19 protein-coding genes are annotated in these 23791 nt (G+C 42.9%); 14 read left to right on the top strand and 5 right to left on the bottom strand.

Annotation, left to right across the window (positions count from 1 at the left end; translation table 11 throughout):
• The first annotated feature begins 56 nt into the window (after positions 1 to 56).
• The 5 genes from JMX82_RS03750 (at position 57) to JMX82_RS03770 (ending at position 6007) form a co-directional block, all read left to right on the top strand.
• Positions 57 to 1325, top strand: coding sequence for an FAD-dependent monooxygenase (locus JMX82_RS03750; RefSeq protein ID WP_201539530.1), 1269 nt, complete (start codon positions 57 to 59; stop codon positions 1323 to 1325).
• Positions 1326 to 1363: 38 nt separating this feature from the next.
• On the top strand, positions 1364 to 2083 hold the full coding sequence (locus JMX82_RS03755) for an OmpA family protein (RefSeq protein WP_201539531.1): 720 nt from the start codon (positions 1364 to 1366) through the stop codon (positions 2081 to 2083).
• Between the two features lie 12 nt (positions 2084 to 2095).
• Positions 2096 to 2752 carry an OmpA family protein gene (locus JMX82_RS03760; RefSeq protein ID WP_201539532.1) on the top strand — a complete coding sequence of 219 codons (657 nt, stop codon included), beginning with the start codon at positions 2096 to 2098 and terminating at the stop codon, positions 2750 to 2752.
• 60 nt (positions 2753 to 2812) lie between these two features.
• Positions 2813 to 4009: a hypothetical protein gene (locus JMX82_RS03765; protein ID WP_201539533.1), complete on the top strand. Its 1197-nt coding sequence runs from the start codon at positions 2813 to 2815 to the stop codon at positions 4007 to 4009.
• 81 nt (positions 4010 to 4090) lie between these two features.
• Positions 4091 to 6007 (top strand): DUF262 domain-containing protein, encoded by a 1917-nt coding sequence (locus JMX82_RS03770; RefSeq protein WP_201539534.1) that lies wholly within the window; start codon positions 4091 to 4093, stop codon positions 6005 to 6007.
• Positions 6008 to 6103: 96 nt separating this feature from the next.
• Here JMX82_RS03770 and JMX82_RS03775 read toward each other — a convergent pair whose 3' ends face one another.
• Positions 6104 to 7015, bottom strand: a complete 912-nt coding sequence (locus JMX82_RS03775; protein ID WP_201539535.1) for a lysine exporter LysO family protein — start codon at positions 7013 to 7015, stop codon at positions 6104 to 6106.
• Positions 7016 to 7284: 269 nt separating this feature from the next.
• Here JMX82_RS03775 and JMX82_RS03780 point away from each other — a divergent pair, with 269 nt between their 5' ends.
• The 3 genes from JMX82_RS03780 to JMX82_RS03790 are packed head-to-tail and all read left to right on the top strand — an operon-like array spanning position 7285 to position 12136.
• A complete protein-coding gene (locus tag JMX82_RS03780; protein ID WP_201539536.1) occupies positions 7285 to 10080 on the top strand; it encodes an alpha/beta fold hydrolase in 2796 nt (931 codons plus the stop codon).
• 14 nt (positions 10081 to 10094) lie between these two features.
• A complete protein-coding gene (locus JMX82_RS03785; RefSeq protein ID WP_201539537.1) occupies positions 10095 to 11300 on the top strand; it encodes a patatin-like phospholipase family protein in 1206 nt (401 codons plus the stop codon).
• Positions 11301 to 11308: 8 nt separating this feature from the next.
• Complete coding sequence (locus tag JMX82_RS03790; RefSeq protein WP_201539538.1) at positions 11309 to 12136, top strand: SDR family NAD(P)-dependent oxidoreductase; 828 nt, start codon at positions 11309 to 11311, stop codon at positions 12134 to 12136.
• A gap of 7 nt (positions 12137 to 12143) precedes the next feature.
• Here the strand turns inward: JMX82_RS03790 and JMX82_RS03795 are convergent, their stop codons facing one another.
• The 3 genes from JMX82_RS03795 to nadA all read right to left on the bottom strand — a co-directional run bounded on the left by JMX82_RS03795 (position 12144) and on the right by nadA (position 16172).
• Positions 12144 to 13037, bottom strand: a complete 894-nt coding sequence (locus JMX82_RS03795; protein ID WP_201539539.1) for a phosphatidate cytidylyltransferase — start codon at positions 13035 to 13037, stop codon at positions 12144 to 12146.
• A 77-nt stretch (positions 13038 to 13114) separates the two neighbouring features.
• The gene (nadB, locus tag JMX82_RS03800) at positions 13115 to 15031 is read right to left on the bottom strand and encodes an L-aspartate oxidase (RefSeq protein ID WP_201539540.1); all 1917 of its coding nucleotides are present in this window, start codon (positions 15029 to 15031) and stop codon (positions 13115 to 13117) included.
• 1 nt (position 15032) lies between these two features.
• Positions 15033 to 16172 carry a quinolinate synthase NadA gene (gene nadA / locus JMX82_RS03805; RefSeq protein ID WP_201539541.1) on the bottom strand — a complete coding sequence of 380 codons (1140 nt, stop codon included), beginning with the start codon at positions 16170 to 16172 and terminating at the stop codon, positions 15033 to 15035.
• A gap of 285 nt (positions 16173 to 16457) precedes the next feature.
• Here nadA and JMX82_RS14215 point away from each other — a divergent pair, with 285 nt between their 5' ends.
• The 4 genes from JMX82_RS14215 to JMX82_RS03825 all read left to right on the top strand — a co-directional run bounded on the left by JMX82_RS14215 (position 16458) and on the right by JMX82_RS03825 (position 21174).
• Entirely contained in the window at positions 16458 to 17546 is a 1089-nt protein-coding gene (locus JMX82_RS14215; RefSeq protein ID WP_227676284.1) for an NUDIX hydrolase, read from the top strand.
• Positions 17547 to 17716: 170 nt separating this feature from the next.
• Positions 17717 to 18577: a carboxylating nicotinate-nucleotide diphosphorylase gene (gene nadC / locus JMX82_RS03815; RefSeq protein WP_201539542.1), complete on the top strand. Its 861-nt coding sequence runs from the start codon at positions 17717 to 17719 to the stop codon at positions 18575 to 18577.
• Positions 18578 to 18855: 278 nt separating this feature from the next.
• On the top strand, positions 18856 to 19497 hold the full coding sequence (locus tag JMX82_RS03820; protein ID WP_083475671.1) for a MarC family protein: 642 nt from the start codon (positions 18856 to 18858) through the stop codon (positions 19495 to 19497).
• A gap of 294 nt (positions 19498 to 19791) precedes the next feature.
• Entirely contained in the window at positions 19792 to 21174 is a 1383-nt protein-coding gene (locus JMX82_RS03825) for an NAD(P)-binding domain-containing protein (RefSeq protein ID WP_109592572.1), read from the top strand.
• A gap of 134 nt (positions 21175 to 21308) precedes the next feature.
• Here the strand turns inward: JMX82_RS03825 and JMX82_RS03830 are convergent, their stop codons facing one another.
• Complete coding sequence (locus tag JMX82_RS03830) at positions 21309 to 21911, bottom strand: LysE/ArgO family amino acid transporter (protein ID WP_201539543.1); 603 nt, start codon at positions 21909 to 21911, stop codon at positions 21309 to 21311.
• A gap of 167 nt (positions 21912 to 22078) precedes the next feature.
• Here JMX82_RS03830 and JMX82_RS03835 point away from each other — a divergent pair, with 167 nt between their 5' ends.
• Complete coding sequence (locus JMX82_RS03835) at positions 22079 to 22822, top strand: hypothetical protein (RefSeq protein ID WP_201539544.1); 744 nt, start codon at positions 22079 to 22081, stop codon at positions 22820 to 22822.
• Between the two features lie 239 nt (positions 22823 to 23061).
• Complete coding sequence (locus JMX82_RS03840; protein ID WP_201539545.1) at positions 23062 to 23751, top strand: hypothetical protein; 690 nt, start codon at positions 23062 to 23064, stop codon at positions 23749 to 23751.
• Positions 23752 to 23791: the final 40 nt, after the last annotated feature.

Here is a 23791-nt window from a genome sequence, read left to right on the forward strand (position 1 = left end):
TATTAACAGTCTAGACCAATGTTCTATACGATTGCACTTAACTGTAGGAATAACTTATGAAGAATAATCATACGCTGATTATCGGTAGCGGTATTGTTGGGGCAACGCTTGCTTTACAGTTGGCGCAAGCAAAAATGCCCGTGACGTTAATTGATGCTCGCTCTGCACGTGATGACTCAGAATGGCAACAGGTGCTTGGCAAGCGGGATGCGCGCGTTTATGCCTTGAGTCTTGCCAGTATTAACTTACTTAAAGACGTGGGCGCATGGCAAAAGATAGCAGCATCAGAGCGTAAAGCGGACTACTCGCAAATGCAGGTGTGGCAACTAAACGGCATGGGCGAGCTATTATTTGGTGACAGTGTTGATAATCATCCTAACAGTCATTTACCGCAAATACTCGGTAGCATGGTCGAGCCTGCCGTCATTGAGCATGCGTTATGGCAACGCCTGTATGAAGATGATGTCAGTGACTATCTAACCATTATCGCGGGGCAAAAAGTCACAAACATGGATTGGTTAGGTGCAGATCAAGGCTACCATGTGACTTTAGATGATCATACTGCTATAGCAGCGGCTCTGCTGGTTGGTGCCGATGGTCGTGGCTCATTTGTGCGCCAGCAAGCAGCCATTGGACTGGATACACTTGATTATAATCAAACCGCTATTTGCTGTGCGATTCACACCGAAAAACCGCATCAAGCGACTGCGCGCCAAGCAATGCTGCCCACAGGTACGCTGGCGTTATTGCCGCTCGCTGATATCACTGATGCAGATAAAGCCAACCCACAACATTGGCAGTCGATTGTATGGACGTTGCCACGCAATCAAGCATTGGCGTTGATAGAGGAGGACGCGCGCATCATTGCTGATAAATTGGCTGTTGCCAGTAACTATGAGCTAGGTGCTATCACTCAAATTGAGTCAATCGCTAGCTTTCCACTGACCGCGCAACAAGCGAAAAGCTACGTCGCAGATAATTTGGTCTTAATCGGTGATGCGGCGCATGGTGTCCACCCCTTAGCGGGTCAAGGGTTGAATTTAGGCATGCTCGATGTACAGGTCTTAAGCGAGCAATTGGCACATGATTTTGAACGTAGTGGTGGAACCAGTTGGGGCAGCAATCAAACATTGCGTAGCTACGAGCGTTTGCGCCGTCCACATAATAGCCTGATGATGCATAGCTTTTCCGCGCTTAATTGGCTATTTGCAGGGTCACTTGCACAGATGCGTCCTATTCAACAAATTCGTAATGAAGGTATGTATCGTGTTGGCAAAATTAAGCCATTAATGAGACTGTTTGCTAAGCAGGCGAGTGGGGTTTAAGGTTTGAATCAAGTTATTAACTAAACTAAGGATGGCGTATGAAGACTCAGTCATGGATGGCGATAGCCATCGTAATAGCTAGTTTTATTTTAGCCTCCTGCCAATCTACACCTAAAAATAATACAATAGATAAAAATGTAGACAACACACCTAAAGTATTGATAGAGCCACTTGCAGATACAGACAATGACAGCGTGCCCGATGAACTTGATAACTGTCCTAACACTGCTGAAGGGGTCAAGGTTGATCCCTATGGTTGTCCAGTGGCGGTCAATTTGATTGGGTCACTAGTAATGGATATTCGAGTCTATTTCACCTCAGATAGCCTTACCCTAACCAACGAAGCTTATTTAACTGAAGTACAAAAGGTCGCTGAAAAAACGCGTAACAACCCTAATTTAGTTACCATTTTATCAGGCCATATCTCCAAAGCTGAAACTGAAAACCGTCAATCCACTAACGCCACGCCTAATAATAGGCGCTTAGCGAGTAATCGCGTGAAATTAGTCAAAGATTATTTAGTAGAGCAAGGGATTGTTGCTGATAAAATTTTGGCGTTTGATTGCAGGGATAAAATTCAGCTTGGTGTTAATAATGAAGGTGCTAATATTGAAACTGAAAAGCATGCTGCTGAAATGTCATTGTTGAATCAAAGAGTTTTTGGGGCGGTAATAGAAGCTGATAAAGCATATTCTAGGAATTACCCTGATGAGCAGCATTCTTTGAAGCATTATAAAGAAGTCTGTCAGCAGCTTTAGAAGAAATAATTTATGAATACGCTATTGAGAAGTATGCTTGTTGTTTTAATCAGCGTCTTAACGCTATCCGCATGTCAAACCGCTGACTTGTCTAAGCAAACAAGCCAAACTATTAAGATGCCAAATATAACGGTTAGTTTAGATAGCGACGGCGTGCCTGATGATTTAGATCAATGCCCAAATACGACAGAGAACGTGGTAGTGGACGAAAAAGGTTGTCCTGAGATTACAAGTCTTATTGGTATGCCTCCACTGATGGAGTATCGTGCTTTTTTTACCAAGGACAGCAGTGAGCTATTGCCACAGTATCATGATGAGCTTGATAGAGTAGCAGAACAGATGAATAACTATGATACGGCTACTATAAAAATTGAAGCTCATGTCTCGAAGGATGAGGTCAATAAAGCTTCTACCTCAATGTTGCAATCAAACTCACTGGCTAAGAATAGAGCACTCATTGTTAAAAACTACCTAGTTTTAAATCACAAAATCGAGTCTAGTCGTCTGACTACTCTCGATTGCGGTATTAAAGGTTCTATTGCACCTTCTGATACAGAGGAAGGCAGATCTATGAATCGTAGAGTTTATAGCTTAGTAACTGATTTAAAAAACTACAAAGCTAATTATCATCAAAATGACCTATGCTCAAACAGGTGTATCGAGTTTTAGTTTTTGTCATTTATTAATAAATAACCATAAAATAAAAATAACTACTCGAAGGCAAATCTCATGCTTATCCCTAAATACTGGGCGCAACACAAACAGCGCTTTGAATCGCTAGAAACGTCTAGTAACCCTTCCAAGCAAGCCACTATCAAACGTTATGGTTGGTCAGATATCAGCCAAATGGAAGCGCTATCCCATGCTAAATTGCGAGTCAATGACGCCCATGAGCGCTGGCTGGCAGGTGAAGATATCTTACGTCGTGAGCGCAAGGAAGAGTATAACGAAGGCAACGGCATTCCTATCCGTGAACAAATTGTCTCCGAGCATTCTTTCCCAGAGACTAAATTAACTAATAATAGCGCAACCGCAACGCAGCTTATCGTCACGCGTAACAGCTACGGTGCCCAAGTGGCTAACGTCGATAATATTGCCATTATCGATGTTGATAATGATGATTTATTGCGTCATATCTATCCTGATGATTATAACCATCATGGCTTTATGCCTGCCTTTCTCGTTAATCAAAGCAATCCCGCCAGCAAAATTAAAATTTGGTTTTTTGTTATTGTCTTTATACTTATTGCCAGTGTCATCGCTTGGCTAGGACTATCATGGTTGTGGTTATTGGCTGTTATGATTGGTGCGACCGTCTATTTGTGGCAACAAGCTAGTGTTAAAGACAAGGCCCGCGCGCAAAAATATGCCGATGACGCCGCCTCGTTACTGCCCTATATGACGGATTTAATCAAAAAACGTGTTGTTAATCATCCTACCGAATGCTTTCGTTTATATCAAACGCCAGCAGGCTTTCGTATTATCGCCACTCACGATGTTGTATCGCCAAGTGATAGCGTGGTCGAAGAATGGTTTGAGTATTTCCATGCGGATACCAATTATGTTCGTCTATGTCAGGTGCAGCAATGCTTTCGTGCGCGTCTCACTTCCAAACCATGGCGCATGAATGAGGTTAAAGATAAGAAGTTAGCTAAAGATATCCCTGCTAAGGACTTTTGGTTTGGCTCCGAGAACACAGATATAGATAGTAGCATTGAGCAACGTCAAGATGAGTTAAAAGCGCGTAAGCAGTGGATTGTTGACTATGATCGTTTTACCCAAGGCTATCGTGCTTGTCATTATGTCGAGAGTTTTTCTGGTAAAGAAACGATTGATAGAAATACAGCAGCTACGCAAGCTATTGATGCTTTTATCGAGTGGCATGATAGAGTTTGTCAGGTGGAAAAAAATCTAGAGATGGCTTGATAGGAAGTTTAATTCTAATTTATTTTCGAAAATGTTTTAAATTTATTTTATATTATTAACAACTAGAGGAAAGACCGATAAATGGAAGCACATGCTCGTAATCTAGAACGTATATTTGATAGTACTGTCTCTTATCAAATACCGTTATTTCAACGTCCTTACGTTTGGACAGAAGATAAAAACTGGTGTCATTTATGGGAGGATATAGTTGATGTCGCCGACCGTTATCTAGCGAATGAGAACTGTCGTAGCCATTTCTTAGGAGCAGTAGTATTAGAGCGTGATAACAATGCTACTGGTTCTATTGAGACTAGACAGGTTATTGATGGTCAACAACGCTTTACTACCTTACAGATAATGATGATTGCTATTAGAGACCTTTGTGAAAAGCACAGTAATACTAAGCTTTACGACAGATTTGATGGTTTAGTGAGTAATAAGCGTAGCAAGGTTGATTTGGATCAAGAAGCTTATAAAATTTGGCCTACCAACAGTGATCGTCCCGCTTTTGAGGTTGTACATCAACTGAGTCATTATGACGTAGAACAGTTAGCACAGCTCGATGACAAGATTAAGAATAGTCAAATATTTAAAGCTTATCAATATTTTACTAAGGTTTTAGAGGCATGGTTTGTAGAGCGTGATAATGTTGAAAATTGCTTAGATGCACTATGGCAAGTAGTACGTGAGTATTTACAAATTGTTGTCATTGATTTGCATTCGCAAGATGAAGCGCAGGTTATTTTTGAGACACTAAATGCCCGTGGTACACAGCTGTTACCCGCAGATTTGATTAAGAATTTTTTGTTTCGCAAAGTTGTTGGATCAGATAAAGAAGTAGAGCATCTATATACTGAGTATTGGCTCGCTTTTGATAGCGATTTTTGGCGTGAAGAGGTAAGTCAAGGGCGAACTAAACGTCCACGAATAGATTGGTTTTTACAAAATTACTTAAGCTTAATGCTACAAGATGACATTAAAGTATCGCATCTATTTGATTCATTTAAGGCCTATGTTAACGATACAGAAGATAATTATGATAAATTTAATAATCAATTTTTTAAGCATCCTAAGAGTACGACTGAGCATCTAATTGCTCTGAAGCAGTTCGCCAAGTTTTATCAAACCATTACTCAGCCTAAAGATGAAAGATTAGCTCTGTTTTTATATCGATTAGAGGCCGTAGATACGGCGACTGTTTATCCATTATTGTTATTGGCAACGATATTATGGCAGAGTCAACCTAATGAGTTACATAATTTTCTAAGCATTTTGGAATCATACTTAGTTAGAAGAATGGTTTGTGGGATGACTAGTAAGAACTATAACCGCTACTTTACAGACGCCATAAAAGATATATATCGAACCAAAAAAGAGTCTGATATTCCTATAAACGCAAAAGATGTACATACCATCTTATCTAAAAGTGATAGTGATAGTTCGCGGATGCCTGATGATATCGAGCTGAAATCTCAGTTGTTACAACGTCCAATGTATGGCCGTATCGCACAATATAAACTTAGGATGGTATTAGAGGCAATAGATGGTGCTTCACATCATTCCAAAGCTGAATTCATGCCAATTCAGAAAAACCTTACTATTGAACATATCTTACCTGAGAAATGGGAAAAGCACTGGCCACTAGAAAAAGAAGGTAAGTCAGCAGAAGATATTCTAGAACAAGAATCACGTAGGAATACGTTAAAAAATACGATTGGTAATTTAACACTAGTCACAAATAGCTTAAATCCTGCTATTTCTAACGGTTCATGGCAGACAAAGCGCCCAGAGATACTTAAGTATAGTAAATCTAATTTAAACCGTTATTTTCAACCAGAAACTGAGGATAACTTAAGTGTATGGAATGAAGATAAAATCCTTGAGCGCGCAGATATATTAGCTGATTTGTTTATTCAAGTGTGGCGTGCACCTTTGGCTAAGCTAAGTGAGACGTTTGATTATTCTATGGATAAAGTTTATTTTGCTATTGATGTTTAATAATTGGATATTAATATAATTGGCAGCGCAGGATAAAAGCTCTCTAGTGGGCTCACGTTAAACTCTATTAAAAAAGTTTAACGTGAGCCCTTATATTTAACCCAACGCCGAAAACACCACCATCAAAACAGGCGAGACAATATTAATAATAAAGCCAAAACTAATCGCTAAAGGCACTACTTTTAGACCACCTGATTGCTGAATAATTGGTAAGGTAAAGTCTAAGCTCGTCGCGCCGCCAAGCCCGACTGCTGCTGATGGATATTTACGCATAAACACGGGAATAAATATCAATGCAAAAAACTCACGCACTAAGTCATTAAATAGCGCGACACTGCCCCAAACCGCGCCATAAGCATCAGTCATCACAATCGCTGATAACGAATACCAACCAAATCCTGACGCCAGTGCCAAGCCTTTGGTCCACGATACCTCACTGAACATCAGCGCAAATATCAAGCCACCAACCAATACAGCTAGTGTAAAGATGACACTCATCTCAACGCCGCGCTTATTCAGCAGCACTTCTTTTAGCGTAATACCTGAGCCTTTTAAGCCAATGCCGACCAACAAAATTAATATCATCAGCATCACCGTCATCGTATTTTCAGGCGGCATATAATTGTCTGGTAAGAAATAACCAATCACCATGCCAATGACCATACAAACGACTTGAGCGAGGCTACCACGGATACTTACGCGATGTTCTTTAGATTTTACGCTGGGTTTTTTGGCATGCCATGGACGCAGTCGGTCAAATAACATCAGGGCAAATAAACCACTGCCAATTGTCAAAATCGATAGTATGGTCACATATAGCGCAATTTCGCCTATCTGACTGCCAAGTCCTTCAACTTGTGACAGCTCGATACCAATCAGCGCTAAGATGATGAATACCAGATAAGATAAGCCTTTATCTGCAAGCTTTGTCATGGTTGGATGAGAAGGAATGGCAAAGCCAATAAACATTGGCATTAATACCAGAACAAGGGTAACTAGGCTTTGCATGGTGATTGGCTCGCGGCATTTTCAAAGGCATTTTTAAGAAGCTGGAAATTGTATCACATGAAACGATCAATGCTGCCATGAGCGGCTAAGATTCCTTGTAAAAGCCGACTGTTTAACGACCAAATATTCAGCATTAAGATAAAATCGTGAATAACTAAGCCGCAAGTCAGGATTTCATTCATGATAATTTGACTGCTAACAACGCTTAAGTATTTACCTGACCAACTTTTGTTGCTACATTAATAGACTTACTATATTTGGCTTGCCTCATGTCGCTATATCAGCTCAAGTCTCAGTTTCAAGATCAGCTGCGCCCAATAAGTGATGCGTTGGTTGAGCAAAAGGTGACTGCCAATCAAGTGACGGTGTCAGCCGTAGTACTGAGCCTTGGTACGGCCTATATGATTGCCAAACCCGCAACTGAGCAACAGGCATTGTGGTTGCTGTTACCTTCATCACTGTTTGTGCGTATGGCACTCAATGCTATCGATGGCATGATGGCGCGTGAGCATGGGCAAGCCTCAAGGCTTGGTGCAGTGCTCAATGAAGTGGGTGATATCGTGGCTGATACGGCGCTTATCGTAAGTTTAGCTCCGCATGTTGCTAATGGTAATTTACAAGCGTCGGCAGTCAATTCACCAAACCGTATATCAATCCATCAGCGTCATATTGTCGGTCTGATTGCGCTTAGTATAAGCACTGAGTTACTAGGTATTACCAGTAATACGATGTTAGACATTAGAGCAAACCAAGGGCCTTTAGGCAAAAGCGATCGTGCTTTTTTACTAGGTTTGCTTGGCGCTTTTATGGCGACTAAAGCACCGACCGCGCTATCGCATATCAAAGTGGGTCCGCTATTGATACTGACAGAGGCGCTGCTACTAAAAACCTGCTTGAATCGCCTGCGTTATATGGCAGATTTATACTTGATGCGTAAACCACCTGTACTTCGTTTAAATCACTCAGAAACTCTTGAGTTAATACCAGAGCCATCGTACAAATCTATTTTTCCGCTTGGTTACCAAGAGAATGTTGGTCAACCCAATACGCTATTTTTCGATGCTGTTTCGTCAAATTATTCTTTATTAAGCTATCCTCTATCAAATTTTTCTTCATTAAATGCCCCTTTATCAAATCTTGCTATTAAAACTTCCTTTTTGGAGCCTAAGACAATGCCGACCACCCCTCTCGATAGTCATGAAAAAGTGGAGCAGGTTAGCGATACGCTCAATTTATCGTCTTCCAAATTGATAAGTGGTGAAAGTTGCTATAACGCTTACGATGGCACGGCGATTTATTATCGCTATTGGTTAACGACACCTTTAGAGAATATCAAACAAGCCGGTCAGCAGCACACACAACAGCGCCAAGTCATTCTGTTACATCGTGGTCATGAGCATTCTGGACGCTTAGCAGAACTTGGTGAACAATTTGCCATGGCAGGCTATCAAGTATTTGCTTGGGATGCGCGCGGTAATGGGCGCTCGGGTGGTATCAAAGATCATGCCGAGAGTGTCACCAAGCTTGAGCGCGATTTAGACGGTTTTGTACAATTGGTTATCGGGCAAACGGGCATTGCTATCGAGGATACCTTAATCGTCGCCAGTAGTATCGGTGCGGTACTCGCCGCAGCATGGGTACATGATTATGCACCCAATATTCGTGGGATGATATTGGGTACGCCAGCGTTGAGTATTCGCTTGTACATGCCATTTGCGATACCGTCGCTAAAGGTGGCTCGCGCGCTTGGACTGATGTCACGCGTGAGCAGTTACGTCAAAGCGCAAGTATTGACTCATGATAAAGACGCGCAGCAAGCTTACAATGCCGATCCACTGATTTCTAATAGCATTTCAACTGATCTGCTTATCGATACTCATGCAACCGGTCAACGCTTGCTTGATGATGCTAGCGCTATTACTGTACCGACGTTTATATTATGTGCAGGTAAAGATTACGTGGTCGATAAGCAGGCAGAGCGCGATTTTTATGAGGCGATTAATACGACTAATAAACGCTGGCAATTATATCCAGACAGCTATCATGCGATTTTTCATGAGACCAATAAGGCAGACGTCTTCGCAGATTGTATCGAGTTCGCAGATCAGGTATTCAGTACCGATGTTAAAGCGCCTGATTTAAGCTTGGCGCATCTGAATAGTGCCAGTAAAGATAAGGTGGATCGTTTAGCGATTAAACCCTTTAACCCAAGTTTTGCCATCACTCGATTTGCCATGCAAAAATTTGGTCATGTCAGCGATGCTATTGCTACAGGACTGGAGCATGGCTTTGATTCGGGTCATTCGCTCGATCACGTTTATTATAATCAGCCGAGTGGTCAAAATAAATTTGGTCAAGCAGTCGATAAGTTTTACTTGAGCAATATTGGTTGGCAAGGAATTCGTATTCGCCGAGAGCATATATTAGAACTCGCACGTGAGGCGTTGGCTGATCTCAAACTTATCAATCAAAACGTTACTGACTCATACCAATCAAAATTGCTAGACATTGCCAGTGGTCATGGATTTTATGCCTTTGATTTATTGACAGAGTTTGAAGATTTGCATGCTGAGCTACGTGATTACGAGATGCATAATATCCAAGCATTGCAAGCCAAAGCAGAGCAGTTAGAGATTACTAATCGAGTTATCACTTGTCAAAAAGATGCGTTTGACCCTGCCAGTTATTCTAATATGCAGAAGAGAAGTGCCAATGCTAAAAGTCTTGATGATAAAAAATTCGATATTGCTATCGCCTCTGGCGTGTTTGAATTGTTTTCTGACAATACACTACCAGCGACGGCATTAGCAGGCATTTATGACAGTTTAAAATCTGATGGTTATTTACTTTATACCAATCAGCCGTGGCATCCTGAACAGGAATTCATTAGCAAAACCTTAAACAATCATCGCGGCAGTAGTTGGGTGATGCGCTGTCGCTCGCAAGCGGAAATGGATCAATTGGTTGAAAATGCTGGCTTTAAAAAAGTCGCCATGCGTATCGATCGCTTTGGTATTTTTACCGTGTCATTAGCGATTAAAATTACAACAACCAATGATAAGTGATAGATGAATAATCAATGAGTAATAACAGCATAAAGCCTTATCAGCGCGTGCAGCTTTTTTCAGGGGGCGGCGCACGTTTTGGCTATTATTTGGGCAGCTATGCGGCATTGGTGGCTCATGATTTGAAGCCGGATATGATTGTTGGCACTTGCGGTGGTAGTCTGTCGGCTTATTTGGTTAATTTAGCGCCTGATCCTAAGGATTTGCAAGATCTCATGTGCAGTCGTGAGTTGTACCGTACCATCACTGCAATCAGACATGTCACGCCAGACGAAGCCAATAGACGTTTAAAAATACGTTATATGATGCAGGCGCTTAAACGCTGGCGCTTGTCACGACAGGTTTCTAACCGCCAAAAACGGCAAGAAGCAGATAACTATGAGCGACTACTAGATGAGCTGCAGCAGTTAGCGATGTTTCGAGTCGATAACGAAGGACAATGGCTTGACGAGTTGTCCCATTTTTCTCCCAAGCATAGTCATAATTCGTTTAATACCGCCGCGCCAGAGATAGCCATTATCGCTAGCCGACTGTATCAAGCACCCAATCAAACGCTTAATCAAATGCCTACTGCTGATAGTTCTGTTTATGATGAGTTTAAGCTGCAAGAGTTGCTATTTGCGCCACCGCGTTTGGCAGCATCGGAGTATTTTGATGAAATACTTAACTCACCTGTGCATACGTTTGCTAATGGGCGTATTCATCAGTCAGTAAATGTCGTAAAGCAGTGGGAATTCAATCCAGCGGTTCGTGCTTCTATGGCAGATATGTATTATCTACCGCCAACACATATTGAAACGCTTGGCTGGTGCTTGGGCGGAGTGATTAATCTGACACCGATTGAGCTGGCGTGTCAACTGGGACAGACGGTATTTGCAGAGACCAAGGCAGGTTATGATTCTTATCTTGCTGCACCTGCGATTCAGCGCGTTTTTGGTTTTGACCCAAATGAGCGCTTGGCACAAGTGCATGGTTATCAGCCAATGGAAACGTCATCACTTATGAAGTCAGAAAGAAATAGCCATCAATTGCACTGGTTGCCCTTTGCAGATAATGGTCAGAAGTTGGCAGGACAGAATGTACAAAAACGTTTTGATGTTAAGCAAATGACGGTTGAACTCATTCACAGTGACTATGATGGCTTTTTGCAGCAAATGCAGGCGCAATGGCAGTATGGCTATCAGCGTACGGCTGACTATATACAGCAGCATGAGCTATGAACTCTAAAATGAAAAACATCACACAGTCGACTTCAACTCATAAGCCATCACATATTGTCGTTTTTGGCGGTACGAGTGGACTTGGCTTGGCGTTGGCGCTGCATCATCAGGCACTTGGCTGGCAAGTGAGCGTGGTTGGTCATAGCGTAGAGAAGATAGCCCATATTAATAGTCAGCATCCTGACATTGTTACTCACTGCTGTGATTTAACCGATAGCGCGCAAACACAAACGTTGGTAGATAACTTGTCAGATATTAGTTTTCAAAGAGTAATTTATAGCGCGGGTAGTTACACCAATGAGCGTATTCATCAGCTAAACCAGGCAGACAGCGATAAAATGTTAGCAATTAATTTGCAAGCGTTCGAGCAGGTTTTTAGGTGGGCGAGTGAGCAGTTAAAGCACCAAAGCAGGCTTCAGAATCAATCACTGGATTTCGAAAAGAATGATAGACCAAGCCTCATTTGCATCGCTTCTATCGCAGGCATCATGGATTATCCTTATGCCAGTCTTTATGCCAAAAGCAAACGCGCCATGATTGCGACTGCAAGCGCTTATCGAGCGGCACTTGCGCCGTATCATATCCAAGTCAACTGCATCGCCTCAGGTTATATCGATACTCAAGCATTACGCGATTTGAATGACGGCGATGCCAGTCATAAGCCCTTTATAATGACGACACAAACAGCAATTGGCCATATCATGCAAGCGATTGATGATGATATTGAGCTGGCCATATTTCCACGCTCCATGCGCTATATTACTCGGGCGCTCAATCATTTGCCTAAGCCTGTGATTAGCTGGATATTACGCAGTAAATTGGATAAAACGACTTGATAATAAGTTACCCAAGCAGCCAATAAAACAAGGTAAATAGCGGCACGCCAATGAGCAAGCTATCTACTCTGTCTAATACGCCGCCATGTCCGGCGAGCATCGTACCCGTGTCTTTCACCCCATGCTGACGTTTAAAGGCGGATTCTAATAAATCTCCAGCGATACCACTGACCGCTAAGCCGTAAGCGGCTAATAAGCAAATCCACCAATTAAAAGGCATGAGCCAAATGCCTAATAGCGTTGCCAATATCGCCGCTAGCATACTGCCGAAAAGAGCGCCTTCGATACTTTTATTCGGGCTAATAGTTGGGGCAAGACCACGCGTAAACAGCTTGTGACCAAGTAATCGTCCACATAAATACTGGGCAATATCATTAAATTGACTGGCGAATAACACAAAAAACAAAACGCCATACTGCTCACGCTGCCAGATTAATTGTTGTAAAGCAATGAGACTGACAATCATTGTGATAAAAGCAAAGCTAAAGATTAGGTCTAACCGATTTAGACGCGTATAAGCTGGAGTAGAATGGGAAGAGGTTTGGCTAAAAGGCAATGTCTTGGGTTGTAGACCGCGCGCTTGCAGTTTCTCAATCAGCACAGACTTGCTTTGTAGACACCATAAGCGTTTGATCTCATAGCAGCCACGCAGACCAATTAAAACGAAAAAAGCGATGAGCAACCACTGGTAGGGGTAGGTAGGAGGCTGTGAGGGTTGGCTATTATCCGTTATCTTAGCGATAACATAACACGCGCAAAGCGCCGCTAACATGAGCCACCATGAGCGCGCGATTAAATAGATTTTCGGTAAGCGCTGACGTAAGCTAGGTAGGGAAAGTATCGCCCAAACTGAACTGACGACTAACATTAGAATAATCACAAACCATGAATCAGAAGCCATGTTTTTAGCACTTTGAGGTCAATAGAAAACGGTGAATTACCGTTTTTCATGGCTAAAGTGGTAGCTTCCAATTGCTGTTAGATGTTAGCAACTGTATTTACCATTCTAGCCTCTGTGTCATCGATTATAGGCTGAAGCAGCCAATCAATGCCACCCTCTCTGCTGCCTGTTTTGTCAGCTTCTCTCAACTTCGATAATGGCGCAATCACACTGGTTCGAGGTGTGGATGCCAAATGCGGATAGTCTTGACGATAGTGACCACCGCGACTCTCATAACGCTGATAAGCTGACTGAATAACCAACGTGGCTAATTGTAATTGTCGTGCTAATTGAAATAGTGTCAGCTCATTAGCAGTGATAGTGCCATCTAAAGTACTCATACTGGACTGATTTAACCTAGTTTTTTCAAGCCACTGTTGCCATTGCTGTATCTGTATTAATATTTGCTCTAATGATTCGGCAGTTCGAGTGATACCCATATAAGAGGTCATTAAAACTTTTAATTCTGTGACTATTTTGCCAGCATAATCATGGGTAATGATATCAGTGTCATCACAATGAGATAAATTAAATAGAATGGTAGGAGAAGAAGGAAGCTTAATAGCTTGAATATCTTTAAGCGTTGGTGCTGTCCAAATGGCAGTTGCTAATAAGTTCGAGTGATCATAACTGGTAACGTGATTTAGATTTTCTAATGCTTTTAAGTATCGCGGTAAGTCAGCAGCGATATTGCGCCCAACGACTACGCATTCTAAAAGTGAATTACTTGCTAAGCGATTCGCACCATGCAAACCTGTATAGGCAACTTCGCCAGCTGCATAAAGCCCTGTCACATCGGTTACACCATTGGCGTCAGTAACCACGCCACCGCAACTATAATGCGCAGTCGGGGCAACGGGGATAGGTTCCCTAGTCATATCAATGCCGAGGTTGAATAATGTTTGATAAATCTGTGGGAAATGCTCCCGTAAAAATTGGTCTGGCAAATGACTGACATCTAAATGTACGTAGCCAAGTCCGTTATTACTGATCTGCTCAGCGATGGCGCGAGCGACTATATCGCGTGGTGCCAATTCTGCCCGTTCATCAATTTCCAACATAAAGCGCGCACCGGTTTGCGGGCAGGTCAGCCGCCCACCTTCACCGCGTAGTGCTTCCGATATTAAAAAACTACTGTCTGCCACTGCTAAGCCCGTCGGATGAAATTGGATAAATTCTAAATTTGCTAAGCGGCAGCCCGCTTGCAGTGCCATCATAACCCCATCGCCGACACAGACATTTGGTGCACTGGCACGCTTAAATAATTGACCCATGCCACCACTAGCCAGTACGACTGCGCGACTATAAAAAGTCAGTTGTCGTTGATTATTATGATCGAAAACTTGTGCCCCTTGGCATTGCTTATTTGGATTGGCACTGTTTGTTAAAAGGCTCAGCGCTTCATGATAAGGTGAAATAGTGATATTGGCAGCGTTTTTCGCCTTTATAGTCAAGGCTTCCATAATGTGTCGACCAGTCGCATCATCCGCATGTGCGACCCGCCTGCAACCATGCCCGCCTTCTTTGGTTAAATGTAAGTCGGCAGTTTGTAGTTCAGTCTGTAGTTTGGTGACAGGTTTTGCATTATCTTCTTGCGGTATTTGGGTAAAAGGCACACCTTGCTCACACAGCCATTGCACTGCCTGTTGCCCGGCACTTAAAATGCTGCTGGTATTATTAGCATCGCATAACCCTGCGCCAGCGATTAGGGTATCGGCAATATGGTCAGCGACAGAGTCCTCTTTATCCAAGCTTGCCGCGATGCCACCTTGGGCATAATGACTGGAGCAAATCTCTAAGGCGGCTTTGCTCAATACAGTAATATTCAGCGATTTTGGTAATGCTAGAGCTGTGCTTAAGCCCGCTAATCCCGCGCCAATGATAAGTACGTCAGTTTGTACCATAGCAGCAGGGCTATCGAGACCTAATGATTCCGCTGTCAATGCCGCGCTCATATTAGGCAGCCCCGACATTGGCAAACAGCTCACGGTCTTTGACAATATCACCGCTCGCTGTCACACGTTGCTTTTGCGCTTCGGCAAAATCAAGCATACGTTGCAAGGGCTTTTTAGCTGCGATTGCTAGCTCAGGCGCCATCAAAACTTCACCGCTGCGCTGCGTCAAGCACTGTTCAATACCTTTTAGACCATTCATTGCCATCCATGGGCAAAACGCGCAACTCTTACAACTGGCGCTTTCACCTGCAGTAGGTGCAGCCAAAAAACGCTTATTTGGCGAGCGCTTTTGCATTTCGTGCAAAATACCCAAATCGGTGGCGACAATAAAGGTATCGGCATCCATCTCATGAGTCGATTGCAACAGCTTACTGGTCGAGCCAACCACATCGGCGAGCGCCACCACGCTATCAGGGGATTCAGGATGCACCAATACTTTGGCATTTGGGTGTTCCTTTTTAAGTTGCATGAGCTCAGTTGCTTTAAATTCATTATGTACCAGGCACGAGCCTTGCCAAAGCAGCATATCTGCGCCAGTTTCTTTAGCAATATATTTACCTAAATGGCGATCAGGACCCCAGATGATTTTCTCATCATTAGCATGCAAATGGCGAATGATGTCGATGCCAACCGATGACGTCACCACCCAATCGGCACGGGCTTTGACGGCGGCGCTAGTATTGGCGTAAACCACGACTGTACGCTCAGGGTGAGCATCACAAAATGCGGAAAACTCGTCAGCAGGGCAGCCCAAATCAAGCGAGCATTCCGCTTCCAAGTCTGGCATCAGCACTGTTTTTTCCATACTTAAAATTTTCGCCGACTCACCCATAAAGCGGACGCCAGCGACCACTAAGGTCTGGGCGCTATGCGCTTGCCCAAAGCGTGCCATCTCCAGCGAATCACCCACGCAACCGCCCGTTGCCAATGCCAAATCCTGAATAAAGGGGTCGACATAATAATGGGCGACCAATACTGCATTATGCGCATTTAATAGCTGTTTGATATTTTCTTCAACTGCAAGCCGTTCAGCACGCGGCAAGTCTGCTGGCATTTTAGCTTTGGCATATTCAATATTCATTTGAGTGGCAATGCGATTGTCATTACTCATGATGGGCGCGTCGTAAGGATAAGTTTTCATAGATGCAAACCTTTTAGGCAGTAACGACAATCAATATGCCGCTAAAAATCAGTCAATTAATATCGCTGGCTAGTCAGATGTTTTAATTATGCTCATTTTGAGCATAAATACAAGTATTTTTTATACATTTATGATTTGTACATTTATGATTTATAAAGACTCATTTTATATAATTACAACCACGAACTATGATAATCGTTGATTCAAGCTATACTGAGCAAATGGTCAACAGCTTAGCAGTTGAGCTTTATTTAATAATTAAAATAAAAGGTAATCACTAAAGTCATGACGTTGTCTTATTCACACGCGCATCAGCAAGGTAGTGGCACCACAGAAGTCGTGGCCGTGCTAGTCGCCATTACTGAGCATACCGCTCGGGTCTTAACCGTTGATCAAGGAAAGCTGTTACCCAATGGTCCATTGATGCCGTTGCATCGCTCATTGCAAGCGGGTGTGCGCCAATGGGTTGAGGAACAAACACAGCAACCACTTGGTTATTTGGAGCAACTCTATACCTTTGTCGATACCAATAGGCGCAACGTTGATGGTCACGCATTGGTCTACGTGAGCTATTTGGGACTGGTGCAAGAGACACAAACGCAGCAGCTACAAAGCCAAGCATTGTGGCGTGATTGGTATGATTACTTTCCTTGGGAAAATCATTTGGATGGCATACCTAGCATCATTATGAATAATATTGTGCCAGCATTACTGAGCTGGGCAGATAGCGCTAAAGATTCAGGCATTCAGCAGCGCCGCCGTCAGCGTATTGGTTTATGTTGGGGTGTAAGTGAAGCGCTCTTAGTGGGTAATATGACCACAAGTGAAAATGCGGATAATGAATACACAGCCTATGAGCATTATGAAAATAGAGAGTGGGTCGCTGAGCATGTGTTACTGCGCTATGAGATGCTGTATGAAGCGGGACTGATACCGGAAGCACCAAACTATCCACCCAGCTATTCAATGAATCATCAAAGCGTTCATCAAAGTGCTCACCAACCGAGCCATCAGAATAAGCTACCTGAAAACTGGTCACAGCTCATCGGTGTGCCGATGTATTATGATCATCGCCGAGTGATTGCAACGGCTATTTCAAGGCTGCGTGCCAAAATTGAATACCGACCGCTTATTTTTGGCTTGATGCCAGATGTATTTACCTTGTCACAATTACAACAAAGCGTAGAAGCGCTCTCAGGAGTGCGCTTGCACAAGCAAAATTTCCGTCGTTTGCTAGATTCACAAAAACTTGTGATGGAGACAGGACAGAGTAGTAACGCCCAACGTGGTCGTCCTGCCAAGCTTTATCGCTTTCGTCATGATATTGAACTACAAAGCTTATTGATGGATAGTAAGTTGCCTAAGCGTAAATAGGCGTCAATATACTACCTTGCCATCTTTATTTTGATGATTATAAAACCCTATCGGCTGCACAAAATGATGACGGTTCCTTGCGAGGCTGTTAACTTTACGCTATATTTATGCTCATTTTGAGTTTAATTACATTAGCATATATGAACGCCACGTTTATTTAAGGGTTAAAGATGATAGTTAAAAAAGAACCAGCATTGGATGACGTATCGCTTAGACCTTTGGTTGAAGCTGCGCTAACTGAAGATTTGGGCAGACGCGGAGATGTCACATCACAAGCCACCATTCCAGCCAATATGCAAGCGAAGCTAGAGATTAAAGCGCGGCAAGCAGGCGTGATATGTGGTATGGATTTGGCACGTTTATCGTTTGCTATGGTTGATCCTCAGATTGAGTTTGTGGCTCAAGTTGCTGATGGTGAATGGGTTGACGCGGGTACAGTCTTGGCTAGTGTGCGTGGTAATGCGCGCCATTTACTGACAGCAGAACGTACCGCGCTCAATTTTATGACCCACTTGAGTGGCATTGCGACAGATACCAGAAAAATTGTAGATAGTGTGGCAGAGTATCCTGCGCAAATTACTTGTACACGTAAGACCGTTCCAGGCTTGCGCATTGTACAAAAGTACGCGGTACGCTGCGGCGGCGGACGCAACCATCGTTTGGGACTGGATGATGCTATTTTAATCAAAGACAATCATATTGCCATCGCTGGTGATATAAAGACTGCGATTAAACAAGCACAAAACTTCGCTGGGCATTTAATTCCCATCGAAGTAGAAGTCGATACTTTAGCGCAATTAGCGCAGGCACTAGACGCTGGCGTGAGCTTGGTGCTATTAGATAATATGTCCCCTGAAATACTAGCGCAGGCAGTAACGATGTGTAAAGGTCGCGCGAGAACAGAAGCTTCAGGTGGTATTACTCCTGAAACGGTACAAGCAGCAGCAAAAACGGGTGTTGATTTTATTGCCATGGGTTATTTGACGCACAGTACCACGGCATTAGATATCGGTCTTGATTTTAGCGCATAATTTTCAATATGGCTGTCTTCACATACCTGTTTTAGCGATTAAGCTTTATGAGGTTATTTACCCGCCAAATAGTGGCTGATAGGTCAATGTTTAGCCTCTATTTTCGTTGATAGTATGCTGCCAGAAAGGTAAGCAAAGTTAATGATTTAATTAGCTTATCTGCCTATGATACAATATAAGCTACAAAGTTATTGTTAACCATCTATTGGGTCATCGTTGCACTCGCACGATGACCTTATCTTTTTGCCCGATTTGACTAATAGACAAGCGAGCGCTCAGTGAATACTGAAATCATCAAGATAATCTTAGCCTTTATGGTACTGATTAATCCCTTTAGCGCTTTGACGTTATTTTTGGATTTGACCCGTGGTTATTCGATGAATAATCGACGCAAAGTGGCGCGTGTTGCTTGTTTGACGATTTTTATCACTATTAGTTTCTTTACGGTAGCAGGCGAGACATTACTAAAAGCACTTGGTATTTCTATTGGCTCGTTTCAGCTGGCAGGTGGTATCTTGGTGTTTTTGATTGCTCTTAATATGATGAATGGCGACGGTAATCCCGTGAAGCCCGATCAAGAAAACTTCGATGTTGACCATGTACAAGACGCGCCGCCCACCATGGCTGCAGCGGTTGTGCCTATCGCTATTCCAATGATGATTGGACCGGGCGGTATTTCGACGGTGATTATTTATTCTTCACAAGTCTCTGGTATTTTGCAAGTATCTGCCATATTGATTGCTGGTTTATTTATCAGTCTGTTTTGTTATCTAGCACTGATGGCGGCAGGTCGTATCAGTCGCTTGCTGGGTGATACTGGATTGAACATCATGAGCCGAATTATGGGGATGTTATTGGCGGCAGTTTCTATCGAAATTATCGTTAATGGCTTACGCACTTTATTTCCTGATTTAGTGTAATGACGCTGCTACCTTATGTTTGTCCGTCAATTTTTTTGATTTATTCCTCAATGGGCGTGTTGAATATTCAACCCTAGCACTGACAGTGCCGATTTATGCATGTTTAATACGCCCTAATGAAAAGTACGTGCTAACCCATATCAAATTTAAAAATCAAAAATTCGGTTAGAAGCCATTTCTTGAGAATCGTCATATCTTAAGCTATGGCCAATTAATCACCAAAAGTATTCGAAGAAACACCATTCATAAAAATATGTTACAGTGGACAGACAACTATTATCATAGGAGTTAGTCTTGAGTAATAAAAGAATTGCTATTTTAGGTGCAGGTCCAAGTGGTTTAGCACAATTACGCGCTTTTGAAGCGGCTCGTTTGGCTGGCGCAAAGAACTTACCTGAGATAGTGTGTTATGAAAAGCAAAACGCTATTGGTGGCATGTGGAACTATAGCTGGCGCACAGGATTAGACAGAAATGGTGAGCCTGTTCACGGTAGTATGTACCGTTATTTGTGGTCCAATGGTCCCAAAGAGTGCTTAGAATTTGCTGATTATTCGTTTGACGAGCATTTTGGTGAAGCGATCCCCTCGTACCCACCGCGTGAAGTCCTAAAAGATTACATTATGGGGCGTATCGATAAACAAGATATCCAAAAATACATCCGCTTTGAATGCCCAGTACGTTGGGTGTCATTTGATGATGAGACGCAAAAATTCACCGTGACGGTGATGAATCATAAAACCAATGAGCAAGAAGTGGAAGAGTTTGATTATGTCGTCGTGGCGACGGGTCATTTCTCCACGCCAAACATGCCTTATTTTGAAGGGTTAGAAGCTTTCCCCGGTCGCATTCTGCACGCGCATGATTTTCGTGACGCATTAGAATTCAAAGACGAAGATATTTTGCTCATCGGCAGTAGTTATTCAGCCGAAGACATTGGCACGCAGTGTTATAAGTATGGTACCAAATCAGTCACTATCAGCTATCGCACGCAAGCGCTTGGCTATGACTGGCCAGAGGGCATCAAAGAAGTGCCTTTGGTCACCCATTTTGAAGAAGATGTGGCGCATTTTGCCGATGGTAGCAGCCAAAAATTTGATGCCATTATTATGTGTACCGGTTATCTGTTTCATTTCCCCTTTATGCCCGATGAGTTACGTCTGCAAACGCATAACTGCTTATATCCAGCCAACTTGCACAAAGGGATTTTCTGGCAGCCAAACCCAAAGCTCATTTATTTAGGTATGCAGGATCAGTATTTCACCTTTAATATGTTTGACGCTCAAGCATGGTATGCACGTGATGTGATGATGGGCGATATCGAATTGCCTGAATTGGTACACCGTGAAGCAGATGAGAAAAAGTGGTTGGCAACTTATGCGAAGTGCGTGACGGTCAGTGATTCAATCGACTTTCAAGCCGCTTATATTCGTGATTTAACCAATGCGACCGATTATCCAGAATTTGCAGTTGAAAAACAGGGTGAAATCTTAAAAGAGTGGCAAAAAGACAAAGCCGATAATATTATGACCTTTAGAGAAAAGGCGTATCGCTCTACGTTAACAGGCACGCTATCGCCTGAGTTGCCAGAGCCTTGGTTGGACGTCCTTGATGACTCGCTTGAGCATTTTTTGAACTTAACCTTCGTTAAGCCTAAAAAGCGTAAAAAAGTATCGTAAATAGTAAAAGTTTCAGATTTCAAAAAGCCAAACGCATTTATACAAGGTGTTTGGATTTTTTTGTACTTATACTTATATTTAGGAGCTGTGTTAACGGTTTAGCCTATCACCTATTTTTGCCTTTATCGCTGTTTTTAACTTCGGTACAGATGCCACGCCAAATACAACATGAGTATCCCTACCAAAGCATCGAGTATATTCCACGCTTTTGGTTTGGCAAATAATGGTTTGAGTAATCGCGCCCCATAACCTAACGCAAAAAAGAAAAAGAATGAGGCGCTGACTGCACCGACTGCAAATGCCAGCTTACTACTAGCACCCGTTGAAACCATGCCAACGAGTACCAATGTATCTAAGTAGACGTGTGGGTTGAGCCAAGTAAAGCCAAAACATAATAGCAGGGCTTTTTTTAAGCTGGTGACGACTTGTCCCTCGACGGTGAGTGCATGTGTGACGCGCACACTGGCATATAAGCTCTGCAATCCATAGCCTAGCAAGAATATGACGCCAGCGAATTTTGCGATATTGACCACTTGCGGATATTGCGCCGTGACTGCGCCAAAACCGCCAACGCCAGCAGAGATTAACAGCGCATCACTGACTGCGCAAAATAAGCAGACAAAAAATATGTGCTCACGTTTGAGCCCTTGTTTGAGTACAAAGGCGTTTTGTGAGCCAATCGCGATGATGAGCGATAGCCCAAGTAAGAATCCAGAGGTGTAGTCAGTCGCATTCATAATAGTGTGCTTAGCAGGGGGCGGATGAGAGGTGTTGACATTTTGCTTACTGGCAGCGCGGTAAAAAGCTGTTAAGATACGCTATTGGATAAATCTATGCAATACGAGCGCAATAAGCGTGCACGGGACGAGGGGCAAGGTAGGTCATGGTGGTAAGTCTGACAAGAATGCTAAAGTCATTTGGGCAAGCTCAAGATGACCTGCCAACGCTAGCAGCCAAAAATGCTCAGGAGATGGCTATCAGTCAAGATATAGAGGTGACTGATAATAATAGTAAAAACAATGATAAAAACGATCAAGCTGTCAGTCAGCGTTCTGTACTGACGCCGCCTGAGCGCAGCGAACGTATTTGTGATGCTTTGGCGCAAGTGAGTGATATCAGAACGCCGACACCATTGACTGATCGCTACCTGTCCAATCGCGCTCAGATGCGCCCGACCAATAGACCACCTTTTGACCCCGATACTTTATGGTATCTCAAACATGGACGCTGCCCTATTATGACTGAGCTTGTTGATGTGGTCGATGAAGCCACCCTAAACGCCATGCCCATCGAGGCGGTTGCGATACTAGACCGTATCAATGGTAAGTTAAAACGCTATCGTGAGTGGAGCAGTGAGCTCAATGAGCAGCAACAACAGCAGCATAATGAACGCCAATTTGTCATCGATAAGCTGGTGTCAGAGAGCATTCCAGAAGCCCTACATCATTACGAGCAATTACAGCGTTTTAGCCCGCACCGTACCAAAAACAGTATGGTGCAAGGAAAAATGACGGCAGGTGACATGCTGACGGATTTGTTTTTAGAGATTGATTATGAGCTTGATGAATTGTTAGATGAGCTGCATCAAACGGTGATGAATCGTTTGGCTTCAACGCACCGTTATGTCAAAAGCCGGACAAAAAGTTAATTACTAATAGATAATGGCTGTTAATTGGCATTATAAAATTAACATAATTCAGAGCTGTGATTGAATTGGGGACACGCCCTAACACGGTTTTCACACAAGCGACGCAATGCATAACAATATAGGGCTTTAATAGAGCCTTATTTTTTTGTTTAATAATAACTATCTATCTTATTTAAAATAATAAGAAATTTACCAAGCCATTTAGCCAAGCCATTTTATTCAACAATTAGGATACTCTAATGACTCAAGTTACTGCGATGTTTGTCATGTTCATTTTATATGGAGTGTTACCAGTAGCTGGGTTATATCTGGGGTATCGTGGTATCAAAAAAATGGCTGCGCCTAAAATGCTTGAGTACAAATCGATGCCGCAATTGGGTTACATCCCAGAAAAAAGCTTGCCTGTTGAAGTCAGAACAGCACTCGACCAAATCAATGAAAAAGGGGAGAAGCTGCGGGTCATTTATGGCGATACCAATAATGATGGCAAGATAGACGATAAAGACACGGTCAATGAAACCTACATTATGATTCAAAATTTAATGGACAGACATGTGCCACTTGCTGTGACTGACTATCGCCGCTTGCACGACTTAGATGTGGGGGATGGCGCGCGCGCTGACACGACCAAAATCAAGCACTCTAATGTGACTGGAAAAGAAGCGCTATTAGATGTATTGCGTACCATTAATACTCAGTTTGATGATTTACTGAATGCCTCTTATCACCAAGATGGTCAAAAGCTGCTGGCGACCAACCGCTATCTACAAAAACGCTTTAATAATCCTGCTGCTACTGCAGATATGCAAAAGCTCGATAGCAATGTTAGTAGTGTCAGTAGTGCTAATACCGATATAGAAATTAAAGCGATTGAAAATCCAACTGGCGCAACTGGTAAGAATGTGAGTGCTGAGAATATTAAACTGTAAAGGCAAAGTGGTGTGATTAAACGATGAAGAGTAGGGGTAT

Origin of the sequence: Psychrobacter sp. 1044 (assembly GCF_904846525.1) — a bacterium.
Lineage (GTDB): Bacteria > Pseudomonadota > Gammaproteobacteria > Pseudomonadales > Moraxellaceae > Psychrobacter.

What these genes read in the sequence shown, in the direction of transcription:
- JMX82_RS03750 (WP_201539530.1), top strand. Translation starts at nt 57, where the DNA reads ATGAAGAATAATCATACGCTGATTATCGGTAGCGGTATTGTTGGGGCA.
- JMX82_RS03755 (WP_201539531.1), top strand. Translation starts at nt 1,364, where the DNA reads ATGAAGACTCAGTCATGGATGGCGATAGCCATCGTAATAGCTAGTTTT.
- JMX82_RS03760 (WP_201539532.1), top strand. Translation starts at nt 2,096, where the DNA reads ATGAATACGCTATTGAGAAGTATGCTTGTTGTTTTAATCAGCGTCTTA.
- JMX82_RS03765 (WP_201539533.1), top strand. Translation starts at nt 2,813, where the DNA reads ATGCTTATCCCTAAATACTGGGCGCAACACAAACAGCGCTTTGAATCG.
- JMX82_RS03770 (WP_201539534.1), top strand. Translation starts at nt 4,091, where the DNA reads ATGGAAGCACATGCTCGTAATCTAGAACGTATATTTGATAGTACTGTC.
- JMX82_RS03775 (WP_201539535.1), bottom strand. Translation starts at nt 7,015, where the DNA reads ATGCAAAGCCTAGTTACCCTTGTTCTGGTATTAATGCCAATGTTTATT.
- JMX82_RS03780 (WP_201539536.1), top strand. Translation starts at nt 7,285, where the DNA reads ATGTCGCTATATCAGCTCAAGTCTCAGTTTCAAGATCAGCTGCGCCCA.
- JMX82_RS03785 (WP_201539537.1), top strand. Translation starts at nt 10,095, where the DNA reads ATGAGTAATAACAGCATAAAGCCTTATCAGCGCGTGCAGCTTTTTTCA.
- JMX82_RS03790 (WP_201539538.1), top strand. Translation starts at nt 11,309, where the DNA reads ATGAAAAACATCACACAGTCGACTTCAACTCATAAGCCATCACATATT.
- JMX82_RS03795 (WP_201539539.1), bottom strand. Translation starts at nt 13,037, where the DNA reads ATGGCTTCTGATTCATGGTTTGTGATTATTCTAATGTTAGTCGTCAGT.
- nadB (WP_201539540.1), bottom strand. Translation starts at nt 15,031, where the DNA reads ATGAGCGCGGCATTGACAGCGGAATCATTAGGTCTCGATAGCCCTGCT.
- nadA (WP_201539541.1), bottom strand. Translation starts at nt 16,172, where the DNA reads ATGAAAACTTATCCTTACGACGCGCCCATCATGAGTAATGACAATCGC.
- JMX82_RS14215 (WP_227676284.1), top strand. Translation starts at nt 16,458, where the DNA reads ATGACGTTGTCTTATTCACACGCGCATCAGCAAGGTAGTGGCACCACA.
- nadC (WP_201539542.1), top strand. Translation starts at nt 17,717, where the DNA reads ATGATAGTTAAAAAAGAACCAGCATTGGATGACGTATCGCTTAGACCT.
- JMX82_RS03830 (WP_201539543.1), bottom strand. Translation starts at nt 21,911, where the DNA reads ATGAATGCGACTGACTACACCTCTGGATTCTTACTTGGGCTATCGCTC.
- JMX82_RS03835 (WP_201539544.1), top strand. Translation starts at nt 22,079, where the DNA reads ATGCTAAAGTCATTTGGGCAAGCTCAAGATGACCTGCCAACGCTAGCA.
- JMX82_RS03840 (WP_201539545.1), top strand. Translation starts at nt 23,062, where the DNA reads ATGACTCAAGTTACTGCGATGTTTGTCATGTTCATTTTATATGGAGTG.